Source organism: Draconibacterium halophilum (assembly GCF_010448835.1).
GTDB lineage: Bacteria > Bacteroidota > Bacteroidia > Bacteroidales > Prolixibacteraceae > Draconibacterium > Draconibacterium halophilum.
The window spans coordinates 2,008,796-2,027,676 of sequence record NZ_CP048409.1 but is presented as its reverse complement, the minus strand read 5'-3'; the positions used below and the strand labels follow the sequence as shown (position 1 = coordinate 2,027,676).

The window sequence follows — 18,881 nt, the reverse complement described above, 5'->3', positions numbered from 1 at the left end:
CGCTGTTAAACTTAGCGCCAAAAAGAAGCCAATGAGTTCACACTCATTGGCTTACTTCGATTTATAAACTAAACTACGTAATGCGGATTAATTGATTTAGATATTAGTATCCTGGATTTTGAACCAAATTTGGATTTGATGCAATTTGCGATGCAGAAAATGGGAAGAGTAAATACTTCGCATCCGAAGCTTCTTTTTGATCCCAAGAATCTAAATATTTACCAAAACGAATCAAATCATTTCTCCTCCAGTTTTCACCATATAATTCACGTGCCCTTTCGGCTAACAATACATCTTCAGTAATCGATGAAAGTTCGGACGCATTACGTACTGAGCGTAATTGGTTTACAATTACCAATGCACCGGCACTGTCGCCCGTTCTCAATAATGCTTCTGCCTTCATCAAAAGTATATCTGAATAACGGAAATGAACCAGGTCATTCTCTGGCGAATCCACATTCTCGTAATCGGGTGTATACTTCATTATTCGAATCCCACTGGTTTCCAAAGTGGCTCCCGAGGATACAATAGGACTTTCTTTTGTAAAGAATAAAGGATTACCGGCCCTGTCTTCCAAAGCTGTTCCATTTTCGTCGTACTGCTGTCCGTAAAGCAAACCGGCATCAAGTCCTGAAGCTGCTTTTACATCGGCAACTTCTCCATGTCTACGCGTATCATTTTCTTCAAACGAATCATAAAAATCAGCTAAAGTGGTAAAACCATTCCAACCACTAGGTTTTTGATTGTAATGCAGTACTGAATAATAGCGTCCTTGAACGCCACCCGATTCAATACCTCGCGTATTACGTGCCGAGAAAATAATTTCTTTTGAGTTTTCATTTTGTGCTGAAAACGTCATGAAATAATCACTTTCCAATGCATAATTTCCACTGTTAATAATGGCATCGCAATTTGATATTACTTGCGACATATTATCTGCGCTGAAAGAGAAAGTCTGACGATCACTAGACAAAACATCCTTATTAAGGTAAGCCTTAGCCAGCAGAGCCTGTGCTGCAGCCTGTGTTGCCACCCATGGACTGTCATTTGCAGGCAAACTACTCATTATCGACTCACATTCTGAAATAACGAAATCAATTGCCTCAGCACCAGATAGTACATACGGATCTTCAGAAAGTGCGGCACCCGGATCGCGCATTGCTACCTGTCCCCAACCATCAGTAATCCAGAAAATATACAAGGCACGAATAAAACGTGCTTCTGCTTCCTGTTGTGCAGTTGTTTCATATTGTAATAAGTCGATAGCCGAGAATAAACCGGCGGTATAAGTTTGGTAGCGGCCACCAATACCTGAATGCTCCGAATCCCATTTATGTTGATGCAATGCACGCCAGGCGCCATTGTCATCCCAGTCGCCACCACGGGTAGGTGCTATTAAAACATCAGTTGTATGTTCATAAATAATATCAGCCCCCGAGCCATCAACATCATTTAGAGTTTTGTAGAGTTCTGTCAATAAATCAGAAACATTAGCTGCTGTTACCTGATCTTTTGTCAAGCGATCTTCCAGTGTTTCGTCTAAGTCCGTACAGCCGATACTCAATACTGTGATCGCGATAAAAACGGCTAAAAATTTTAATATATTTTTCATGTTAATCAAGTTCTTAAGTAATTAAAATGATACATTCAGGCCAAACGAAAATGTTCTCGAATTTGGATATGGTACATAGTCGATTCCAAATGAAGGAACACCATCAATAGCTTTATTGACGTTTACCTCTGGATCAAAGCCGGTATAATCAGTAAACAACAACAAGTTCTGACCGGTTAATGAAAGACGAGCGTTTTTAAATACCCATGGTGCATCTTCAAAAGTATAACCAATTGTGAGGTTATTTAAACGGATAAAATCACCGTCTTCGAGATAACGGGTTGAAGCAGAAATGGCATTGTCAGCACTTTCTCCTTCAATTACGTATAATGGCGAAGTATTACGTCCCTTTGTTGGGTTACTGGCAACAAGTATTGATGTTGCAGTGTTGTTGTATACCTGATGGCCAAACGCGCCATTAAAGTTTGCAATCATATCCCAGCTTTTGTAACGTAAACTTGCAGACACACCCATAATCTGGTTAGGATTAGGATCTCCAACATATTGTTTATCCTCATCGTAAATGCTAATTCCATCTGCATCAAGCCCCTGGAATTTCAAAAGGTAGAAAACATTTAATGGTTGGCCTTCAACAAATCGTTGACTGGTAACTCCAGACATTCCTTGTCCGTGTAAACCACCGGTTTCTACAATTCTATTAAAGTTCTGTAACTCGTTTGTCAAGAAACTTATGTTGGCACTTAAATCGAATGAAAAGTCTTTTGTTTCAACAATACGCCCGCTTAAAGCGATCTCAACACCCGTGTTTAACACTTCAGCATCAAGATTGGTCCATACCCTACCGCTCGATGGAGCCGGAAAAGCTGCGGTTGTATAAAACAATAAGTCTTCTGTTCTTTTATTAAAGTATTCAATTGTACCCGATAACCTTGAGTCAAACATGGTAAAGTCTACACCAAGGTTAAATGTGGTTGAAGTTTCCCATCTCAAGTCAGGATTATCAAACTGACTACGGACAATACCGTCGCGGGTAATTTCGTATTGTGCCTGTGAAGCACCTGCAGGAAATTCCTGGTTACCTGTTTGCCCCCATCCTAAACGGAATTTCAAATCATCGAATGATTCTGGAATGAATTCTTCTTCAGAAATACGATAAGCAAGAGCTGCAGAAGGGAAATAACCATATTTCTGATTTTCACCAAATTTACTTGACCCGTCAGCACGCATGGTAGCTGTTACAAGAAACTTATCGTATAAACTAAAGTTAACCCTTCCGAAGAATGATTGTAACTCGTTTACCGGATCGTAAAAAGAGGATACGCTTCTTGTTTCTTGCGACATGGCCTGTAATTGATAAATATAATCAATCTCATCGTATGTAAAATCCTGACCGCTAATTGATTTCCCCGAACGCTTGGTTTCCTGGTATGAATATCCCAACATACCGGTAAAACGGAAGATTTCGCTGAATACTTTATTATAATCCAAGGTATGTTCCATTAACTTACTATTGGATTTCAAATCATTAACACTTGCTCTACCTCTTTCCGAAATTCCTGCGCGGAATAAACTTGCCAATACAGCAGTACTGCGACTTGAATTTGTATTATCGAGACCAAGATTTAATTTGTAAGTTAATTCCGGTAATATTTTATATGAAGCCGAAACATTGGTTAAAACACGCAAGGTTTTTGCATTATCGTTAACCATATCTAACATCGCCAATGGGTTAACCAAATCGAGATATAACTGGTTATAGGAACCGTCCGACTTATATAAATCATCCGTTGGGTTCCAGGCCAGTGCATTACTAAGCAAACTTCCTTCAAAACCGGCATCGTTTGTAATAGGTGCATACTGGTCTTCAACATGAGAAGTAATCATGTTAATATCAATTTTCAATTTATTGTCGAAAAACTCCTGGCTTGCGTTTAGGTTAGCAGTATATTTTTCTAAGCCACTATTTTTAACAACGCCTTCCTGATCTTGTGCACTTAACGATAAACGATATTTCAAATCTTCGTTACCACCAGTAAAAGCAACATTGTGGTTTTGCGTAAATGCAGTTCTGAAGATTTGATCAAGTGCATTTACATCTCCACCATGGTCTTGGTTGGGAGCCATTGCACCAAATTCATCAGCAGAATAAACATCAATTAGGTTGGCAACTTTAGACACGCTGAATGAAGAGTTAAACTCAACTGAATTTGCTCCGGCACCTTTTTTAGTCGTAATAATAATTACACCATTGGCTCCGCGCGAACCATAAATTGCTGTTGCAGATGCATCTTTTAAAATGTCCATCGAAGCAATGTCGTTTGGATTGATAAAGTTTAGCGGGTTACGCGCGTCAGAATTACCCATACCAAGATCGGCACTGGCAGTAGTATTTCCTCCCGAAAGCGGAACACCGTCAACAACAATAAGCGGATCGTTACCGGAACGCACCGACGAGTTACCGCGGATACGAATAGAAGTATTGGCTCCCGGATCACCACTTGAATTTGTAATCATTACACCAGATACTTTTCCCTGAATTAAATCGCTTGGAGAACTGCTGACACCCCGGTTAAAATCTTCGGTCTTTACCGAACTTACTGCACCGGTTGCATCCTTTTTCTTTACCGAGCCATAACCAACAATAACCACTTCGTCCAACGACTCGGTGCTCATTGAAAGTTCAACATCCATCGTTCCACCACTGGTAACTTCCTTCTCTAAATTGGAATATCCGATATAAGAATACACGAGAATTACCCCCGTATTTACATCGATGGAATATTCTCCATCAAAGTTTGTAATCGTTCCTTTGGTGGTGCCATCAACAACAATAGATACACCCGGAAGCGGTTCCTTCGTATCATTGTCAACAACTTTACCTGTAACCGTCACTTCCTGTGCGAAAGCCGAGGAGATCATAAAGAATGCGGAAAAAAGTACTAATACCGCAATTTTTACATGATGATTCTTCATAGTTTATAGATAATTAAGTTAGTAATTTTTGTATTTGTTATCCAAACACTTTTTATGATTCAAAATTACATGTAGCAAACAGGCAAGTCAATCACACATGATACTAAAGCATAAAGAAATGTTACAAAAGCTTGTAACTTTTGCCAGATATTCATCCATGTAACACAATATGAAGTTATGTTACACAATTTTTACAAATGTTCTTAATCTATCTTTCCAAGAACTCAAAAACCAAGTCATCAATTGATGGTTGAATCATGATTATATTGGAAATACATAATGCTAATTTGATGATTTCTTTTAATTTTGAACTGAACTTAAGCAACTAACTATCTTGGCTAAACTAATTCCTATATTCATTCTGATCTTTTTTGTTCAGAGTTATACTTCCTGGGCAACACCTAAATATAAAGTTGGCTTTTCGCAATGTACTACTAACGATTTATGGCGGCGAACTCAGATTCGACTTATGGAAATTGAATTATCATTCTACCCCGATATTGAATTGATAATTAAAGACGGGAGGGATAATTCGAGCACACAGATAAAACAAATTAAAGAGCTAATAGACCAGGAAATTGATTTATTAATTGTCTCTCCAAACGAATCAGAACCGATAGCGCCAATAGTTGAACAGGTATACAATAGCGGTATTCCGGTAATTGTTATCGACAGAAAAGTTAAAACCGATAAATACACAGCCTTTATTGGTGGCGACAACTATATTATAGGTGTAGAAGCAGGAAATCATGCAGCCCGGTTGCTACAAAACGGAGGAAAGATACTTGAAATCAGAGGGCTGGAAGGCTCATCTCCGTCGCAAGAGAGACATAATGGATTTGCCCGAGTTTTGAATAATTTCCCTGATATTACCATCGTCAAATCAGTTTCAGGTGATTGGAAAACCAATAGCGCCAATAAAATAATTAACGAAGCGATTAATGACGAACTGGAGTTTGATCTGGTTTTTGCACACAACGATGTGATGGCTCGTGAAGTACGAAAAGTTACGCAGCAATACAGAGAAACTCGCCATACATATGTTCTTGGCGTTGATGGACTTCCGGGAACCGAAGGAGGTATCCAAATGGTACTCGACAATGTGCTTGATGCCACATTTATGTACAAAACCGGTGGAGGTCTGGCCATACAAATAGCCAATGATATTTTAAACAAACGGAAGGTTTCAAAACAAAATATTATTCCCACTTTAACTATCGATAAAAATAACGCTCCAATGTTAAAGGCTCAAACCGACCAGATTGAGTTATTGCACAATAAAATAGAAAGGCAAAAACTTTTGCTTACCATTGAAACAAACCGTAACAAAACAAAGAATTTAATTTTGTTCTTTCTTATTGCCGTTTTAACACTTACAACGGCCTTAATTTTCATGATTTACCTTAACCTGAATGATAAAAAAAAGTTGAATAAAATACTGGTTGATAAAAATGAAGAGATTGAAAAACAAAACCAGTTGTTAAAAGAACAACATGAGCGGCTGAAGAAAATCGACAAAGAACTGGAAGAAGCTACACAAGCAAAACTCACATTCTTCACAAATATATCGCACGAATTTAAGACTCCGCTTACACTGATAAAAGGTCCACTTGAAAGTTTAATTGAAGAAAAAATGCCCCCTTCCGATATAAAGAAAAACTACCAGATTATGCATCGGAACACACATCGTTTACTGCAAATGATTAACCAACTGCTTGATTTCAGGATGATAGAAAACAAGAAAATGAGAATCAAAGCAAGCGAAAATAATCTGGATGATTTTTTAAACGATATATGCGCTTCTTTCCAAACACTGGCCGACAAAAAAGATATAAGCCTCACCTACGAATCAACAATTAAGTACCCGGTGATATGGTTTGATTATGAAAAAATAGAAAAAGTAATGTTTAATCTCCTTTCCAATGCTTTCAAATTCACACCGCAGAAAGGAAGAATAAAAATTATTCTCCGGAAACACAAAATAAATAATCCGGGACTATTTGCTGAAGAATTTTGTATCGAGGTAAAAGATTCAGGAGAAGGAATTCCAAAAGAAGATTTACCAAAAATTTTTGAGCGGTATTACCAAAAAGACGAATCAAGAATTGTAAAAGGATCCGGGATTGGACTCAATTTTTCGAGAGAATTGGTTGAACTTCATCGCGGAAGAATTAAGGTAGAAAGTACCGAAGGAGAAGGCACTTCGGTTTTTGTGTGGCTGCCTGTGGGTAATTTACACCTTGTGGAAGATGAAATGATCAAAAACAGGAATATCGAAACCTCTCCTAATGAAGACTACCCATTTCTTGATGAACCCCAAACGGCCGAAGCTATTGACTCGCTGATACCTGACAAAGAGGCGACCTTTTCGATATTAATTACTGAAGATATGCCCGACATGCTTGATTACCTTCGCATGATGCTGAAAGACAGGTACAAAATTTATACAGCTACCAACGGAAAAGAAGGAATAGAACAAGTGCTTGAGGAAGAACCAGACCTGATTATAAGTGATATTATGATGCCTAAAATGGATGGTTTTGAGATGACACGGCAATTAAAATCAGATACAAAAACAAGCCATATCCCAATTATTTTACTTACCGCTAAAACATCCATTAAAAATAAAATTGAGGGGATGGAAGATGGAGCCGACTATTTCATCGAAAAACCATTCAGTAAAGCATTATTACTATCAACAATAAACAATCTGTTGGTATCGCGTAAAAAACTCAGAGAGCATTATCGCGAAACACTTAGTTTTAAAGAAACCGAAAACGGTATTAATCAACTGGATCAGCAATTTCTGAAAAAACTAAGACATATAATCCTGGAAAATATTGGCCACGACGATATTAATGTGGACGAGCTGGCTTCTAAACTTGGATTATCACGGGTTCATCTCTATCGGAAAGTAAAAAAAATAACCGATATGTCGGTTAGCGAATTTGTCATTTCTATTAAGCTTAAAAAATCGTTGGATTACCTACGTAACAGTGGTAAAACAATTACAGAAATAGCATACGAATCGGGGTTCTCTTCACAGTCCTACTACACAAGATGTTTTAAGGAACAATTTAAAATGTCTCCGAGCAAATACAAGAAGCAATATCGTTCAACTTAAAAAGATGAAAAATACTAACGGGATTAGGTATTTTAAATCGTAATAGAATTAAAAACTCTGGAAAGTTGAGGGGTTGGGTTATTGACATAACGATCGGAAAAATGCTAGGCGTTTATACTCCCCCGTAATCCTATTGGCTGATTGGAGAAATGGGAGTAAGAGAAAAAAGCAATGCCCAAAAGTGTTACTAAAAAAACAGTTGAAGAAAATTGTAGCAACAAAAGAAAAGGAGGTTGAAAATCAACCTCCTTCCTTTTTGGTTCTTCCTGCCTGCTAAACAAATCAGAACCTTTACTAACTAACTATTAACTAACTCAAAACAAAAAATCCTTATAATCTATTTTTCAACATCGAATTTGTAAATACAAACCGAGTGGTATTCATCTCCCGGATTAACGAAAACATCAGGAAAATCGGCCTTGTTAGGGCTATCAGGGAAATGCTGCGTTTCCAAACAAAATGCACCACGGAAGTCGTATTTAATATCATTTTTACCGGCAATAGTCCCGTCAAGGAAGTTACCTCCGTAAAATTGAACGCCCGGTTCGTTGGTGTATACTTCCAATACTCTTCCCGATTCCGGATCAACTACTTTTGCAGCTAAAACAGCCGCGTCGTTGTTGGTGTTCAACACCCAGTTATGGTCGTATCCATTTCCAACTTTTAACTGCACATCATCGGCTTCCACGCGGTCGCCAATGGCAGTTGGAGTTGTAAAATCAAATGGAGTTCCGGCAACACTAGCCAATTCTCCCGTTGGGATTAAACCACCGTCAACCGGAGTATAGTAATCAGCGTTCAGATACATTAAATGATCGTTGATGGAAGTTCTTCCACCATCTTTCAAGTTAAAGTACGAATGGTTGGTAAGATTTAATACCGTTTTCTTATCTGTTGTGGCAAAATATTCAATTTTCAGCTCGTTTGCATCCGTTAACTGGTATTTTACTTTTACGTTTACAGTACCAGGATATCCGGTTTCCATATCTGGCGAAACCAAGCTAAAAACAACTTCAGAATCGCTTGCGCTTTCTACATCCCACACCTGATGATGAAAACCATTGGTTCCACCATGCAAATGATTGTCGCCATCGTTTTTCTCAAGTGGATATTCAACTCCGTCAATCGAAAATGATGCATTGCCAATACGGTTGCCATAACGACCGATCACCGCTCCGTAGAAATTCTCTTTCTTTTCTACAAAGTCTTTACCCGAACCGTAACCAACAATTACGTCGCCCAGTTCCCCATTTTTATCCGGGGCATACAAACTTACCACTCTTGCGCCAAAATTAGTTAACTGACAAACCAGACCGTTATCGTTTTTTAAGGTAAAAAGTTCAATGGTTTTTCCATCGTAATCAAACGCAAAATCTTCGCTTGATATACCCACTGTGGCGTCTTTTTGCGCACAGCCAAAAACCATTATAACTAAAGTCATAATTCCTAAATACTTCATTGGTTTATTTTTTTAGGTTATTTATTCAAATCGAACTCAATAAACTTACCTAGTCTATTGTATTTTTCGTAAAGTTCTTTGTATTTCTCTACATTTTCAGGAATTGGATGGTATTCCATTTCAAATCCGCCACCCATTTTTGCCTGAGCATCGCCAAGATTTTTGTATACACCGGCTGCTACCGCTGCTGCCATTGCAGTACCCAATGCACAAGCCTGTTCGGAACGAGCCACTTTAATTGGCATATCCAATACATCGGCAACAATCTGCATTACCAGTTTCGATTTTTTAGCGACACCACCCAGAGCAATCACACCATCAATGCGGATTCCTTCTGAAATAAAGCGGTCGTTAATGGCTTTTGAGCCAAAAGCAGTTGCTTCAACCAAAGCTCTGAAAATACGTGGTGCATCCGATCCCAGATTCAACCCGATAATCGCTCCTTTTAATGCCTGGTTGGCATCCGGAGTACGACGACCATTCATCCAATCGAGTGCAACAATTCCACTTTCTGCAATCGATATTTTTTCGGCTTCCTGGCTTAATTTTGCAATGATCTTTCCTGATGTCTCTTCAATCAGTTTTTTCTTTGTTTCCTCATCAATCAAATCAGAGTCGGCCAAAATATTTTGCATAGGCCATTCCAGTAAACGACGGAACCAGGCATAAATATCGCCAAATGCCGACTGACCGGCTTCCAAACCTAACATTCCGGGAACAATCGATCCGTCAACCTGACCACAAATACCGTTTACCAGCTTATCACCTACTTCTTCAAGCGGAGCAATCAACATATCGCAGGTTGATGTTCCCATTACTTTCGACAAATGATAAGGCTCGATTTGAGCACCAACAGCACCAAGGTGAGCGTCAAAAGCTCCTACCCCAATAACAACATTGGTAGAAAGCCCTAATTTCTTCGCCCACTCTTCGCTTAATGTTCCTGCAGCAACATCGCAGGTAAATGTTTCTTTGAACAGACGGTCTTTCAAACCGCTCAACATCGGATCAAGCTGAGTAAGGAATTCTTCTGACGGCAAACCACCAAAAGCTTCGTGCCACATGGCCTTATGACCCGCTGCACAACGGCTTCTTTTTAATGTTTTTGGATTTGTATCTCCGGTAAGAACTGCCGGAATCCAGTCGCAATGCTCTACCCACGAGTAAGCTGCACGGTAAACACCTGCATCTTCGCGCGTAACATGCAATAACTTGGCCCAAAACCACTCTGATGAATAAATTCCACCTTCGTATTTGGTGAAATCGATATCCGATTTTTTTGCCAATTCGTTAATTTCTGCCGCCTCTTTTACTGCAGTATGGTCTTTCCAAAGTACGAACATCGCATTTGGATTTTCTTCAAATCCCGGAGTTAGTGCCAGTGGTGTACCTTTTTCGTCAACAGCAACCGGAGTTGATCCGGTGGTATCAACAGAAATACCCACAACATTTTCGGCTACACCCGCAGGAGCTTGTTTCAGCGCCTCAACGATGGTGTATTCCAAACCTTCTAAATAATCTTTCGGATGCTGACGAAACTGGTTGTTTGGCGCATCGCAATATTCTCCTTTTTTCCAACGTGGATATTCAAATACAACGCTTGCTATCTCCTCGCCGGTTTCTACGTTTACGATTAATGAACGAACTGAATCAGAACCATAATCCAGTCCAATTGTATATTTTTTCATTTTTTTGATTTAAAGAGGAGCGAAAAGACAGTGAAAAAGTTAGTTCTTCACCAGCTTTTCGTCCTTAATTTTTTAATGTACCTGTAGGACAATTATTGCCCGTAGTATGCATTTTTACCGTGCTTGCGCAGGTAATGCTTATCTAATAAAAATTGATCGATCTCAGCTCCCGGAGTTAACTGCAAAGCGGTGTGTGCCATTTTTGCCACCTCTTCCATAACTTTTGCGTTATGAACGGCATTGCCGGCAGTTGTTCCCCACGAAAACGGACCGTGGTTATTTACCAGAACTCCCGGTATTGCAACCGGATCGAGTCCATCAAAAGTTTCCACAATTACGTTTCCGGTCTCCACTTCGTATGCCGTAGTTACTTCCTCCTCGGTAAGTTTACGCGTACATGGGATTGCACCGTAAAAATAATCGGCATGTGTTGTACCCAAAGCAGGAATGCTTCTTCCGGCTTGCGCCCAGCTGGTTGCCCATGCCGAGTGTGTATGAACAACTCCCGATATTCCTTCAAAAGCTTTATAAAGCACCAGGTGTGTTGCAGTGTCGCTCGATGGTTTCAGGCTGCCTTCAACCACATTTCCTTCCAAATCAACCACCACCATATCGCTGGCTTTCATATTTTCGTATGAAACGCCGCTTGGTTTTATCACAACCAAACCTTTTTCGCGGTCGATGGCACTAACATTTCCCCAGGTAAAAATTACCAGGTCGAGTTCCACCAACTCAAGATTTGCCTTAAAAACTTCTTCTTTTAATTGCTCAAGCATAATATTATTTGTTTTTGTTTACCAGAAATAAATATAGAATGCCGATGTAATACCTAAAATAATTACAGTATGAATTACATCCCAATGGTTCCAACTGGCACGTGTTTTAGCTTTTTCTTCAGGAGTATTAGTTCCAAAAACAAGGCCTTGTATTTTTTCTTTCGAAGGTGCTTCAGTAAGCAAACTTACAACTACAATTACAAGCAAACATACAAGCAACATCCATCCACAGAAAAACAACCAGTTGGTGTCGAAGAACACAGTTTTAAACAGGTTATCAGCTGCGTTGGGAACATTCTCGTAATAAACTTTTGAACCTAAACGGGTAACACCAATAATGAACCCTGACATTAAGCCCCAGTAACCACCTTTTTCTGATGCGCGTTTCCAGGTAATACCAAGCAAGAAAGCCGCAGCAATTCCCGGTGCTAATACTGACTGTACATCTTGTAAATATTCGTAAAGTACATCTCCGATAGTACGCATAATCGGAATCCAAAGAATACCGAGTGTTACGATTACTACAGTAGCCATTTGTCCGATGCGAACCAGTTTTTTCTCCTCTGTATCTGGTTTGAAACGTTTGTAAAAGTCGATGGTAAATAACATTGCCGACGAGTTAAATAACGAAGCTAACGAACTCATTAAAGCAGCCAGAATACCACAAACAACCAAACCTTTAACACCGGCCGGAAGCAACTGCGCCACCAACGAAGGGAAAGCGGCATCGGCACTTGGCAACACATACTCTTGTCCGTTCAGCATAATTCCTCCTTTGGCATTCATTGCAAATGCAATCATACCAGGAATAAGGAATAAGAATACTGGTAAAAGTTTTAGGTATGCACCAAAAATAGTACCGCGACGGGCGTGTTTTTCGTTTTTACCCGAAAGTACACGTTGCACAATAAACTGGTCGGTACACCAGTACCAGAAACCAATAATTGCCGAGCCGATTAATGCTCCTAACCATGGAAAATCCGGATCGCGGTTATCGCGAATAAGATTCACCATTGAATCGCCGTACTCGTTAACCGTAGTCGTACCGGCAATTTGCATTACTTCGTCCCAACCCCCTACTGCTTTTAATCCAAGCACAAGGATGATTAACGATCCACCCAATAGAATCGGAGTTTGAAGTACAGAAGTATACAATACCGATTTCATACCACCAAAAATGGTGTAGAGCGCTGTTATTAAAACCAGTCCAATTGCTGAAATCCAGAAGAAATCGATTCCCCACATGGTTTCAATTCCGAAAACCTGTTGAAATACAATACCTCCTGCATATACCGTTACAGCCACTTTTGTAAGCACGTAACTAACTAATGAAATAAGCGACAGTACAGTTCTTGATTCACGGTTATAACGCCGCTCTAAAAACTCCGGCATGGTTAAAACCATACTTCGCGAATAGAACGGTACAAACACCCATCCAAGAATTAATATCATCCAGCCCTGAATTTCCCAGTGCGCCATTGCCATACCACTTGAGGCACCGGCACCAGCCAATCCGATTAAGTGTTCAGACCCGATGTTAGATGCAAAAATAGAGGCCCCAATTGCAATCCACGACGCATCGCGGCCACCTAAGAAATAGTCCTCGGAATTTTTGTTTTTCTGCGATACAACCCACACGATAATACCGATGAGGACCAGAGCAAACAAGCCAATAACAATCCAATCTAATAAAGCCATAAAAGTTGATTTATTTTTTGATTTAGTTTAAATTATAATCCTTTGGCCAAATGATAGTAAAGGTCGTTCCAGCGTAATTCTTTCTTAAAGTCCGGAATGTTAGTGTCATTGTCGATTAACACAAACTCTACTCCTGTCATTTCAGCAAAGTCTTCCATGTACTCAACAGTTAAATCGTACGAGAAGCTTGTGTGGTGTGTACCACCGGCAAAAATCCATGCTGCAGCACCTACTTCGAAATTAGGTTGAGGAATCCAAAGAGCACTTGCTACAGGAAGTTTAGGCAATTCTTTTGAGTCGATACAATCCACTGTGTTCACAATCATACGGAAACGGTCGCCCATGTCGACAACAGTAGCTGCAACACCAGGACCTGTTTTACTTGTAAATACTAAACGTGCAGGATCGTTTTTACCGCCAATACCCAGTGGGTGAACTTCTAATTTTGGTTTATGATCGGCAATTAATGGACAAACCTCCAACATGTGAGCTTGCAGGATTGCACTCTTTTCACCGTCGAAATTCAATGTATAATCTTCAAGGAATGAACATCCTTTATAATCTTCCAGCTCCTGGCTCATAAACCACATGTTACGACATAAAGCAGCCGTTTTCCAATCGCCTTCAGCACCAAAACCATAACCATCAGCCATTAAGCGCTGCGATGCCAAACCTGGTAACTGATCCACACCTTCCAAGTCGTCGAAATTTGAAGTAAAGGCTTTTGCACCTTTCTTTTCCAGGAAACGACGTAAACCGATTTCGATTCGTGCAGCATTAACAACTTGCTCGCGGTATTCACCACCTTCTTTGCAGTTGTCTGCCAAAACGTATTCTTGCTCGTAAATTTTTACCAACTCGGCAACCTCTTCGTCTGGCACGTTATCCTGAACTTTTACCAAATCGCCAATCGGGCTGTAATCAACGTGGTATCCAAATACTCTTTCCGCTTCAACTTTATCGCCATCGGTAACAGCAACATTATTCATTTGGTCGCCAAAACGGATAATTAACATATCGCGCGAATCGGCAAAAGCAGCAGCAACACGTGTCCAAACTGCAATCTTTTTAACTGTTTTAGTATCTTGCCAGTGACCTACAACCACTTTGCGGTTCATGCGCATGCGAGCCATAATATGACCGAATTCACGATCGCCGTGTGCACTCTGGTTCAGGTTCATAAAATCCATGTCGATATCATCCCATGGAATTTCTTTGTTGTACTGAGTATGCAAGTGAAGAATTGGTTTGCGTAATTCCTGCAAACCGTGAATCCACATTTTAGCAGGAGAGAAAGTGTGCATCCAGGTAATGATACCAATACAGTTATCGTTACTGTTTGCATCTTTACAAATCCGATGAATTTCTTTCGATCCGGTTCCTGTAGGTTTTACTACAACTTTTACCGGAATTTCGGTAGATGCATCAAATGCAGCAGCAATTTCTTTTGAATGATCTGCTACTTGTTCCAATGTTTTTGGGCCGTAAAGGTGTTGACTACCTGTTACAAACCATACTTCCATTTGTTTTAATGTACTGCTCATATTCTTAGATTTTATTTTAAATGTTTATATTACTCTTATTCCAAAAAAACAGGCGATCAAACCTTTACTATCCGATCCAGACCGCGCTCCGCAACTTCGTTTTTACAGCTGTAATAAAAAGCACCTTTTTTCGATTCGGATGAATCTTTTTCATTCAGGCGCTCCAATACATTCAGCGATAATATTTTCTTTCTGAAATTTCCGGGATCAAATTCACGTTGAAAAATAGCTTCGTATAATTTTCGTAACTGAAGCAGTGTGAATTTATCAGCAAGCAATTCTTTACCTATTAAACGATAACCGGCTTCCTGCTGCAATTTCACCAGTGCCTGCTCTACCATTTCGCCATGATCGAATATCATTTCGGGCAATTCTGAAATAGGCCACCAGTGCGCGCCATTCTCTCTGACACAGGCTTTATCGTGCTCATCCATTCGCACCAACGCATAATAGGCAAGACTGATTACCCGTGCTTCCGGATCACGATCAGGATTGGCAAAAGCACCAACCTGTTCCATAAAGATCTCTTCAAGTCCGATGGTTTGTTTTAATACGCGCTTTGCAGCAGCGTCGGCCGATTCGTTGTCCTGAACAAATCCTCCCATCAGCGACCACGCTCCTTTTGATGGCTCAAAACCCCGCGGATAAAGCAACAAACAAAGTTCGCCTTCGTCGTAGCCCAAAATTACGCAGTCTACTGCAACAAAATGCTTCGGATGTTTAGTATAGTGTTTCATAATAATATTGATGAAGCAAATCTATAAAAGTATTTTTAACTTTTATTATTCCAAATTCGACAAAATGCATATTTATGCTGAAGAACATAAATAAAACACGGCTACTTCACATAACAACCAAACCCATACAATAAATTAAATTTCTGATACTTACAAAATGTTTCCGACCATAGACAAGCCGCACAAAACTTATATGTAAGACTTTTTCAGAAAGTATGTATTTATATTCAGTCTAATAAAAAAAGGAGCCGACAGACCCCTTTTTTACGAGTAACAGATACTATTATAAAGAATATTTTAATTGAATCTTTTATATAAGAAGATAATTATTTCAGAGTTGATTCCTGAAAAGCTTTCTCAATCGCTGATTGCGACAAAGCATAATCATACATTTGAAAAGAAGCCATGAGTCCGGTATAATATTCGCCTGTATCCGAAGCGCCAATTCTGATCTTTGCATTTTCAACTGCCGACGATAACAGCATATTCTGGGCAGTATCCAACTCACCATCAACATAAACTTTTTCCACTACACCATCGAATGTAACAACAATGTGGTGCCATTTATTGGCTTCAGGAATATTGTTATATGGTAAGTCAAAATGCCCGTCGAGATGTGCAACTGCGCCGTAATTGCTCTTGTTATAATGAATAGCATTGTAAGAGTTTGCCAGATAGTGTTCGCTTCTGTCGCACCACGAAGCCAGACACTCATCTCTGTCGCTCACTTCCGGGTTCTTCACCCATGTAGAAATTGTAAATGCACCGTTCCACTCCAAACTTCTTGGAACAGCAATTCCATCCAGTTCCAAGGCTCCTTTTGAAAACTCAATTGCTTTTGTGCCGGTTTCTTTGTCGTTAACTAGCTTTACATTTCCTTTTCGAACTAAATCGCCCCCCAATGTACCGGTGTTTGCCAGTTTATCGAACGATTTTACTGCAAGATCATTTGCATTAAATCCAATAATCATACTTTGTGAACTTGCTGCACCAGGCTCATTTCCCGACGATTTATTTACCAGATTTAATGGGGTATCGAATGTTTCTCCATAAACTTTCATATTCCATACCGCGGCGAAAGTCCCTGTTTTTTCTGTTGCCAGAATAGTAAGTTTCAGGTAGCGGACGTTTACATCATTATCATCGATCATCGGGCTTCCCGGCGTGCGATTTTCTGAGCGGTCGGCATAAACTTCCCAATTTGTACTATCGGTTGAATATTCGATTTTGTACTGATAATAGTAAGGAGAAAATTCAAACTGTGTGGCAACTCGCTTTATGACTTTTTCGTCACCCAGATCAAGCGACAGGCTTTGTGGAAAAGTATTGTCGGCAGCTTTCCACAAGGTAGCGTTGTCGTTATCAAAAGCAAAATCGGGTAAATACTTGTAATCGTAATCGGGCGACTGTAAATGATAAAATGATGAAGCCGACGCCGTAGCTTTAAATGCCATATCTTCCGGAACTTCTGACGGAATAAAAGCTTTAATACCTTTTTGCGAAGGTACCACCGCTTTAATTGTTGAGTCGTTTTCAAAGATCATACTGTCGATACATACCTGACGCGCCATTCCTCCGGCAGTAAACGGAACATCGTGTTTGTGGTAAACGATGTAATAATCCTCGCCATTTTCCAGCACCGAATGGTGTCCCGGTCCGTGAGTGGTTCCATCTTCGCTAGTCTGCAAAATTGGGTTATTTTCTCCCGGAGTAAATGGTCCATACGGGTTATCGGCGTAGGCATAAAGTACTTTATACGTTTCGTTGTGGCATGATTCTGCCGAATACATCAGAATGTATTTATCACCCTTTTTCATCATATAAGGAGCCTCGAATGGATTAGTCGTTTGCTCCAGCGGAATGTTGGTGGAGTTCGACATTACGTCCATTGTTTCAGCATTTAACTCTCCTACCGCATAACCACTGTTGTAATGCACCCAGGTTCCCCAGTAGCCATAAATACGGCCATCATCGTCTTTAAAAAACTGAGCATCCAACGATGGGAAACCGTCAATCGGATAATTCTGTGCAATTACAGGAGTATCATCATCGTGTAATTTTTTCCATGGGCCAACCGGCGTATCCGAAACATAGCCGTAGATATTACAACCCGCCTGACAGTTTCCAAAATACAGGTAATAACGCCCATCTTCGCCCTGCATAATATCAGGTGCCCAAAAATTGCGCAGTGTTACCGAATTCAACGTCGGCACCTCCATTATGTAATTGTACCAGTTTTGCAGGTCACGACTATACCAAACAGTTGGTGCCCCCGATGCCAGCATTTCGTTGTCGGTGGTGGCGTAGATATAATAAATATCGCCAAACTTTTTAATCGTAGGATCGGCAAACCATCCGGGCAAAACGGGGTTAGAAATGTGTGTTGATTTTTGTTCTGTTGTTTTATTTCCGCACGACGACAGGATAAAAACTCCTGCAATCATCCAAATAATTAACCTTGTCATTTTGTTTAAACGCATAGTTTATTCTTCATTTAAAACTGATGAAAATCGGGATATAACTGCACTATGAGTATGTTTGAGCCTTTAAAAAGTCGCTTTATGTGAGGCTTTACGTCTATCTAAATATTTGCAATTGCCCGTAATTTGGTTACATCGCGAAATACGATTTTTCGTCCCGTGAGTTCCAGCAAATTTTCATTTCTGAATTCCGACATTACGCGGATAAGCGATTCGGTAACTGTACCAACCATATTGGCCAAATCTTCGCGTGTTACAGCTATTTGAAGCGCGTTGTAATTGTCAACCCCAAATTCGTCCTTTAAAATCAGTAGCATTTCGGCCGTACGTTCGCGAACAGTTTTCTGAGCGATATCTGTAATAAATGTATTCGATTCACCCAGTTCTTTACACATAAACTTCATCATTCCGTGGGTGAAATCCCAGTTTTGTTGAAATAAATGCAACATGGTATTATACGGAACGTGACAAACAAGCGTGTCGTCATAAGCTTTTGCCGAAGTACAGGCCAACTCGTGGGTAAGCAAAGAGCGGTAACCGATAAGATCGCCTTGCTGCGCAAATTTTAGAATCTGTTGCTTCCCGTTTCCTCCAATCTTATAGATTTTCACAATGCCTTTCAGAATAACGTATAAACCAGCATGCCTGCAACCCTCGCGGTAGATTACAGTTCGTTTTTTAAATGTTTTATACACGGAATTAAACTCGAGGTCGAGCAATTCGGTTTCTGACAATTTTCGAAACATGTGCATATCGCTCAATCGCAAATCGTCTTTGACAATTGATGCCACCTTACGTACTGACTGAACTAGTGTTTCCATATTAATTT

The 18,881-nt window shown here is 40.0% G+C and carries 11 protein-coding genes; 1 reads left to right on the top strand and 10 read right to left on the bottom strand.

The window, feature by feature from the left end; translation table 11 throughout:
- Positions 1-103: 103 nt before the first annotated feature.
- Together G0Q07_RS08130 and G0Q07_RS08125 are read right to left on the bottom strand one after the other, a co-directional pair.
- Positions 104-1,612 (bottom strand): RagB/SusD family nutrient uptake outer membrane protein, encoded by a 1,509-nt coding sequence (locus tag G0Q07_RS08130; protein WP_163345616.1) that lies wholly within the window; start codon positions 1,610-1,612, stop codon positions 104-106.
- Between the two features lie 21 nt (positions 1,613-1,633).
- Positions 1,634-4,546 (bottom strand): SusC/RagA family TonB-linked outer membrane protein, encoded by a 2,913-nt coding sequence (locus G0Q07_RS08125; RefSeq protein WP_163345615.1) that lies wholly within the window; start codon positions 4,544-4,546, stop codon positions 1,634-1,636.
- A gap of 334 nt (positions 4,547-4,880) precedes the next feature.
- Between G0Q07_RS08125 and G0Q07_RS08120 the strand changes: the two genes are divergently transcribed.
- On the top strand, positions 4,881-7,670 hold the full coding sequence (locus G0Q07_RS08120; protein WP_394366533.1) for a substrate-binding domain-containing protein: 2,790 nt from the start codon (positions 4,881-4,883) through the stop codon (positions 7,668-7,670).
- 337 nt (positions 7,671-8,007) lie between these two features.
- Here the strand turns inward: G0Q07_RS08120 and G0Q07_RS08115 are convergent, their stop codons facing one another.
- From G0Q07_RS08115 to G0Q07_RS08080, 8 genes are all read right to left on the bottom strand, one after another.
- Positions 8,008-9,129, bottom strand: coding sequence for an aldose epimerase family protein (locus G0Q07_RS08115; protein ID WP_163345613.1), 1,122 nt, complete (start codon positions 9,127-9,129; stop codon positions 8,008-8,010).
- Between the two features lie 17 nt (positions 9,130-9,146).
- Positions 9,147-10,817 (bottom strand): ribulokinase, encoded by a 1,671-nt coding sequence (locus G0Q07_RS08110; RefSeq protein WP_163345612.1) that lies wholly within the window; start codon positions 10,815-10,817, stop codon positions 9,147-9,149.
- A 92-nt stretch (positions 10,818-10,909) separates the two neighbouring features.
- Positions 10,910-11,593, bottom strand: coding sequence for an L-ribulose-5-phosphate 4-epimerase (gene araD, locus G0Q07_RS08105; RefSeq protein WP_163345611.1), 684 nt, complete (start codon positions 11,591-11,593; stop codon positions 10,910-10,912).
- An 18-nt stretch (positions 11,594-11,611) separates the two neighbouring features.
- Complete coding sequence (locus G0Q07_RS08100; protein WP_163345610.1) at positions 11,612-13,291, bottom strand: sodium:solute symporter; 1,680 nt, start codon at positions 13,289-13,291, stop codon at positions 11,612-11,614.
- Positions 13,292-13,323: 32 nt separating this feature from the next.
- Positions 13,324-14,835: an L-arabinose isomerase gene (gene araA, locus G0Q07_RS08095; protein WP_163345609.1), complete on the bottom strand. Its 1,512-nt coding sequence runs from the start codon at positions 14,833-14,835 to the stop codon at positions 13,324-13,326.
- Positions 14,836-14,891: 56 nt separating this feature from the next.
- Positions 14,892-15,572: an NUDIX hydrolase gene (locus G0Q07_RS08090; protein ID WP_203532701.1), complete on the bottom strand. Its 681-nt coding sequence runs from the start codon at positions 15,570-15,572 to the stop codon at positions 14,892-14,894.
- A gap of 326 nt (positions 15,573-15,898) precedes the next feature.
- Positions 15,899-18,037, bottom strand: coding sequence for a family 43 glycosylhydrolase (locus G0Q07_RS08085; protein ID WP_163345608.1), 2,139 nt, complete (start codon positions 18,035-18,037; stop codon positions 15,899-15,901).
- Positions 18,038-18,153: 116 nt separating this feature from the next.
- A complete protein-coding gene (locus G0Q07_RS08080) occupies positions 18,154-18,873 on the bottom strand; it encodes a Crp/Fnr family transcriptional regulator (protein ID WP_246223009.1) in 720 nt (239 codons plus the stop codon).
- Positions 18,874-18,881 lie beyond the last annotated feature (8 nt).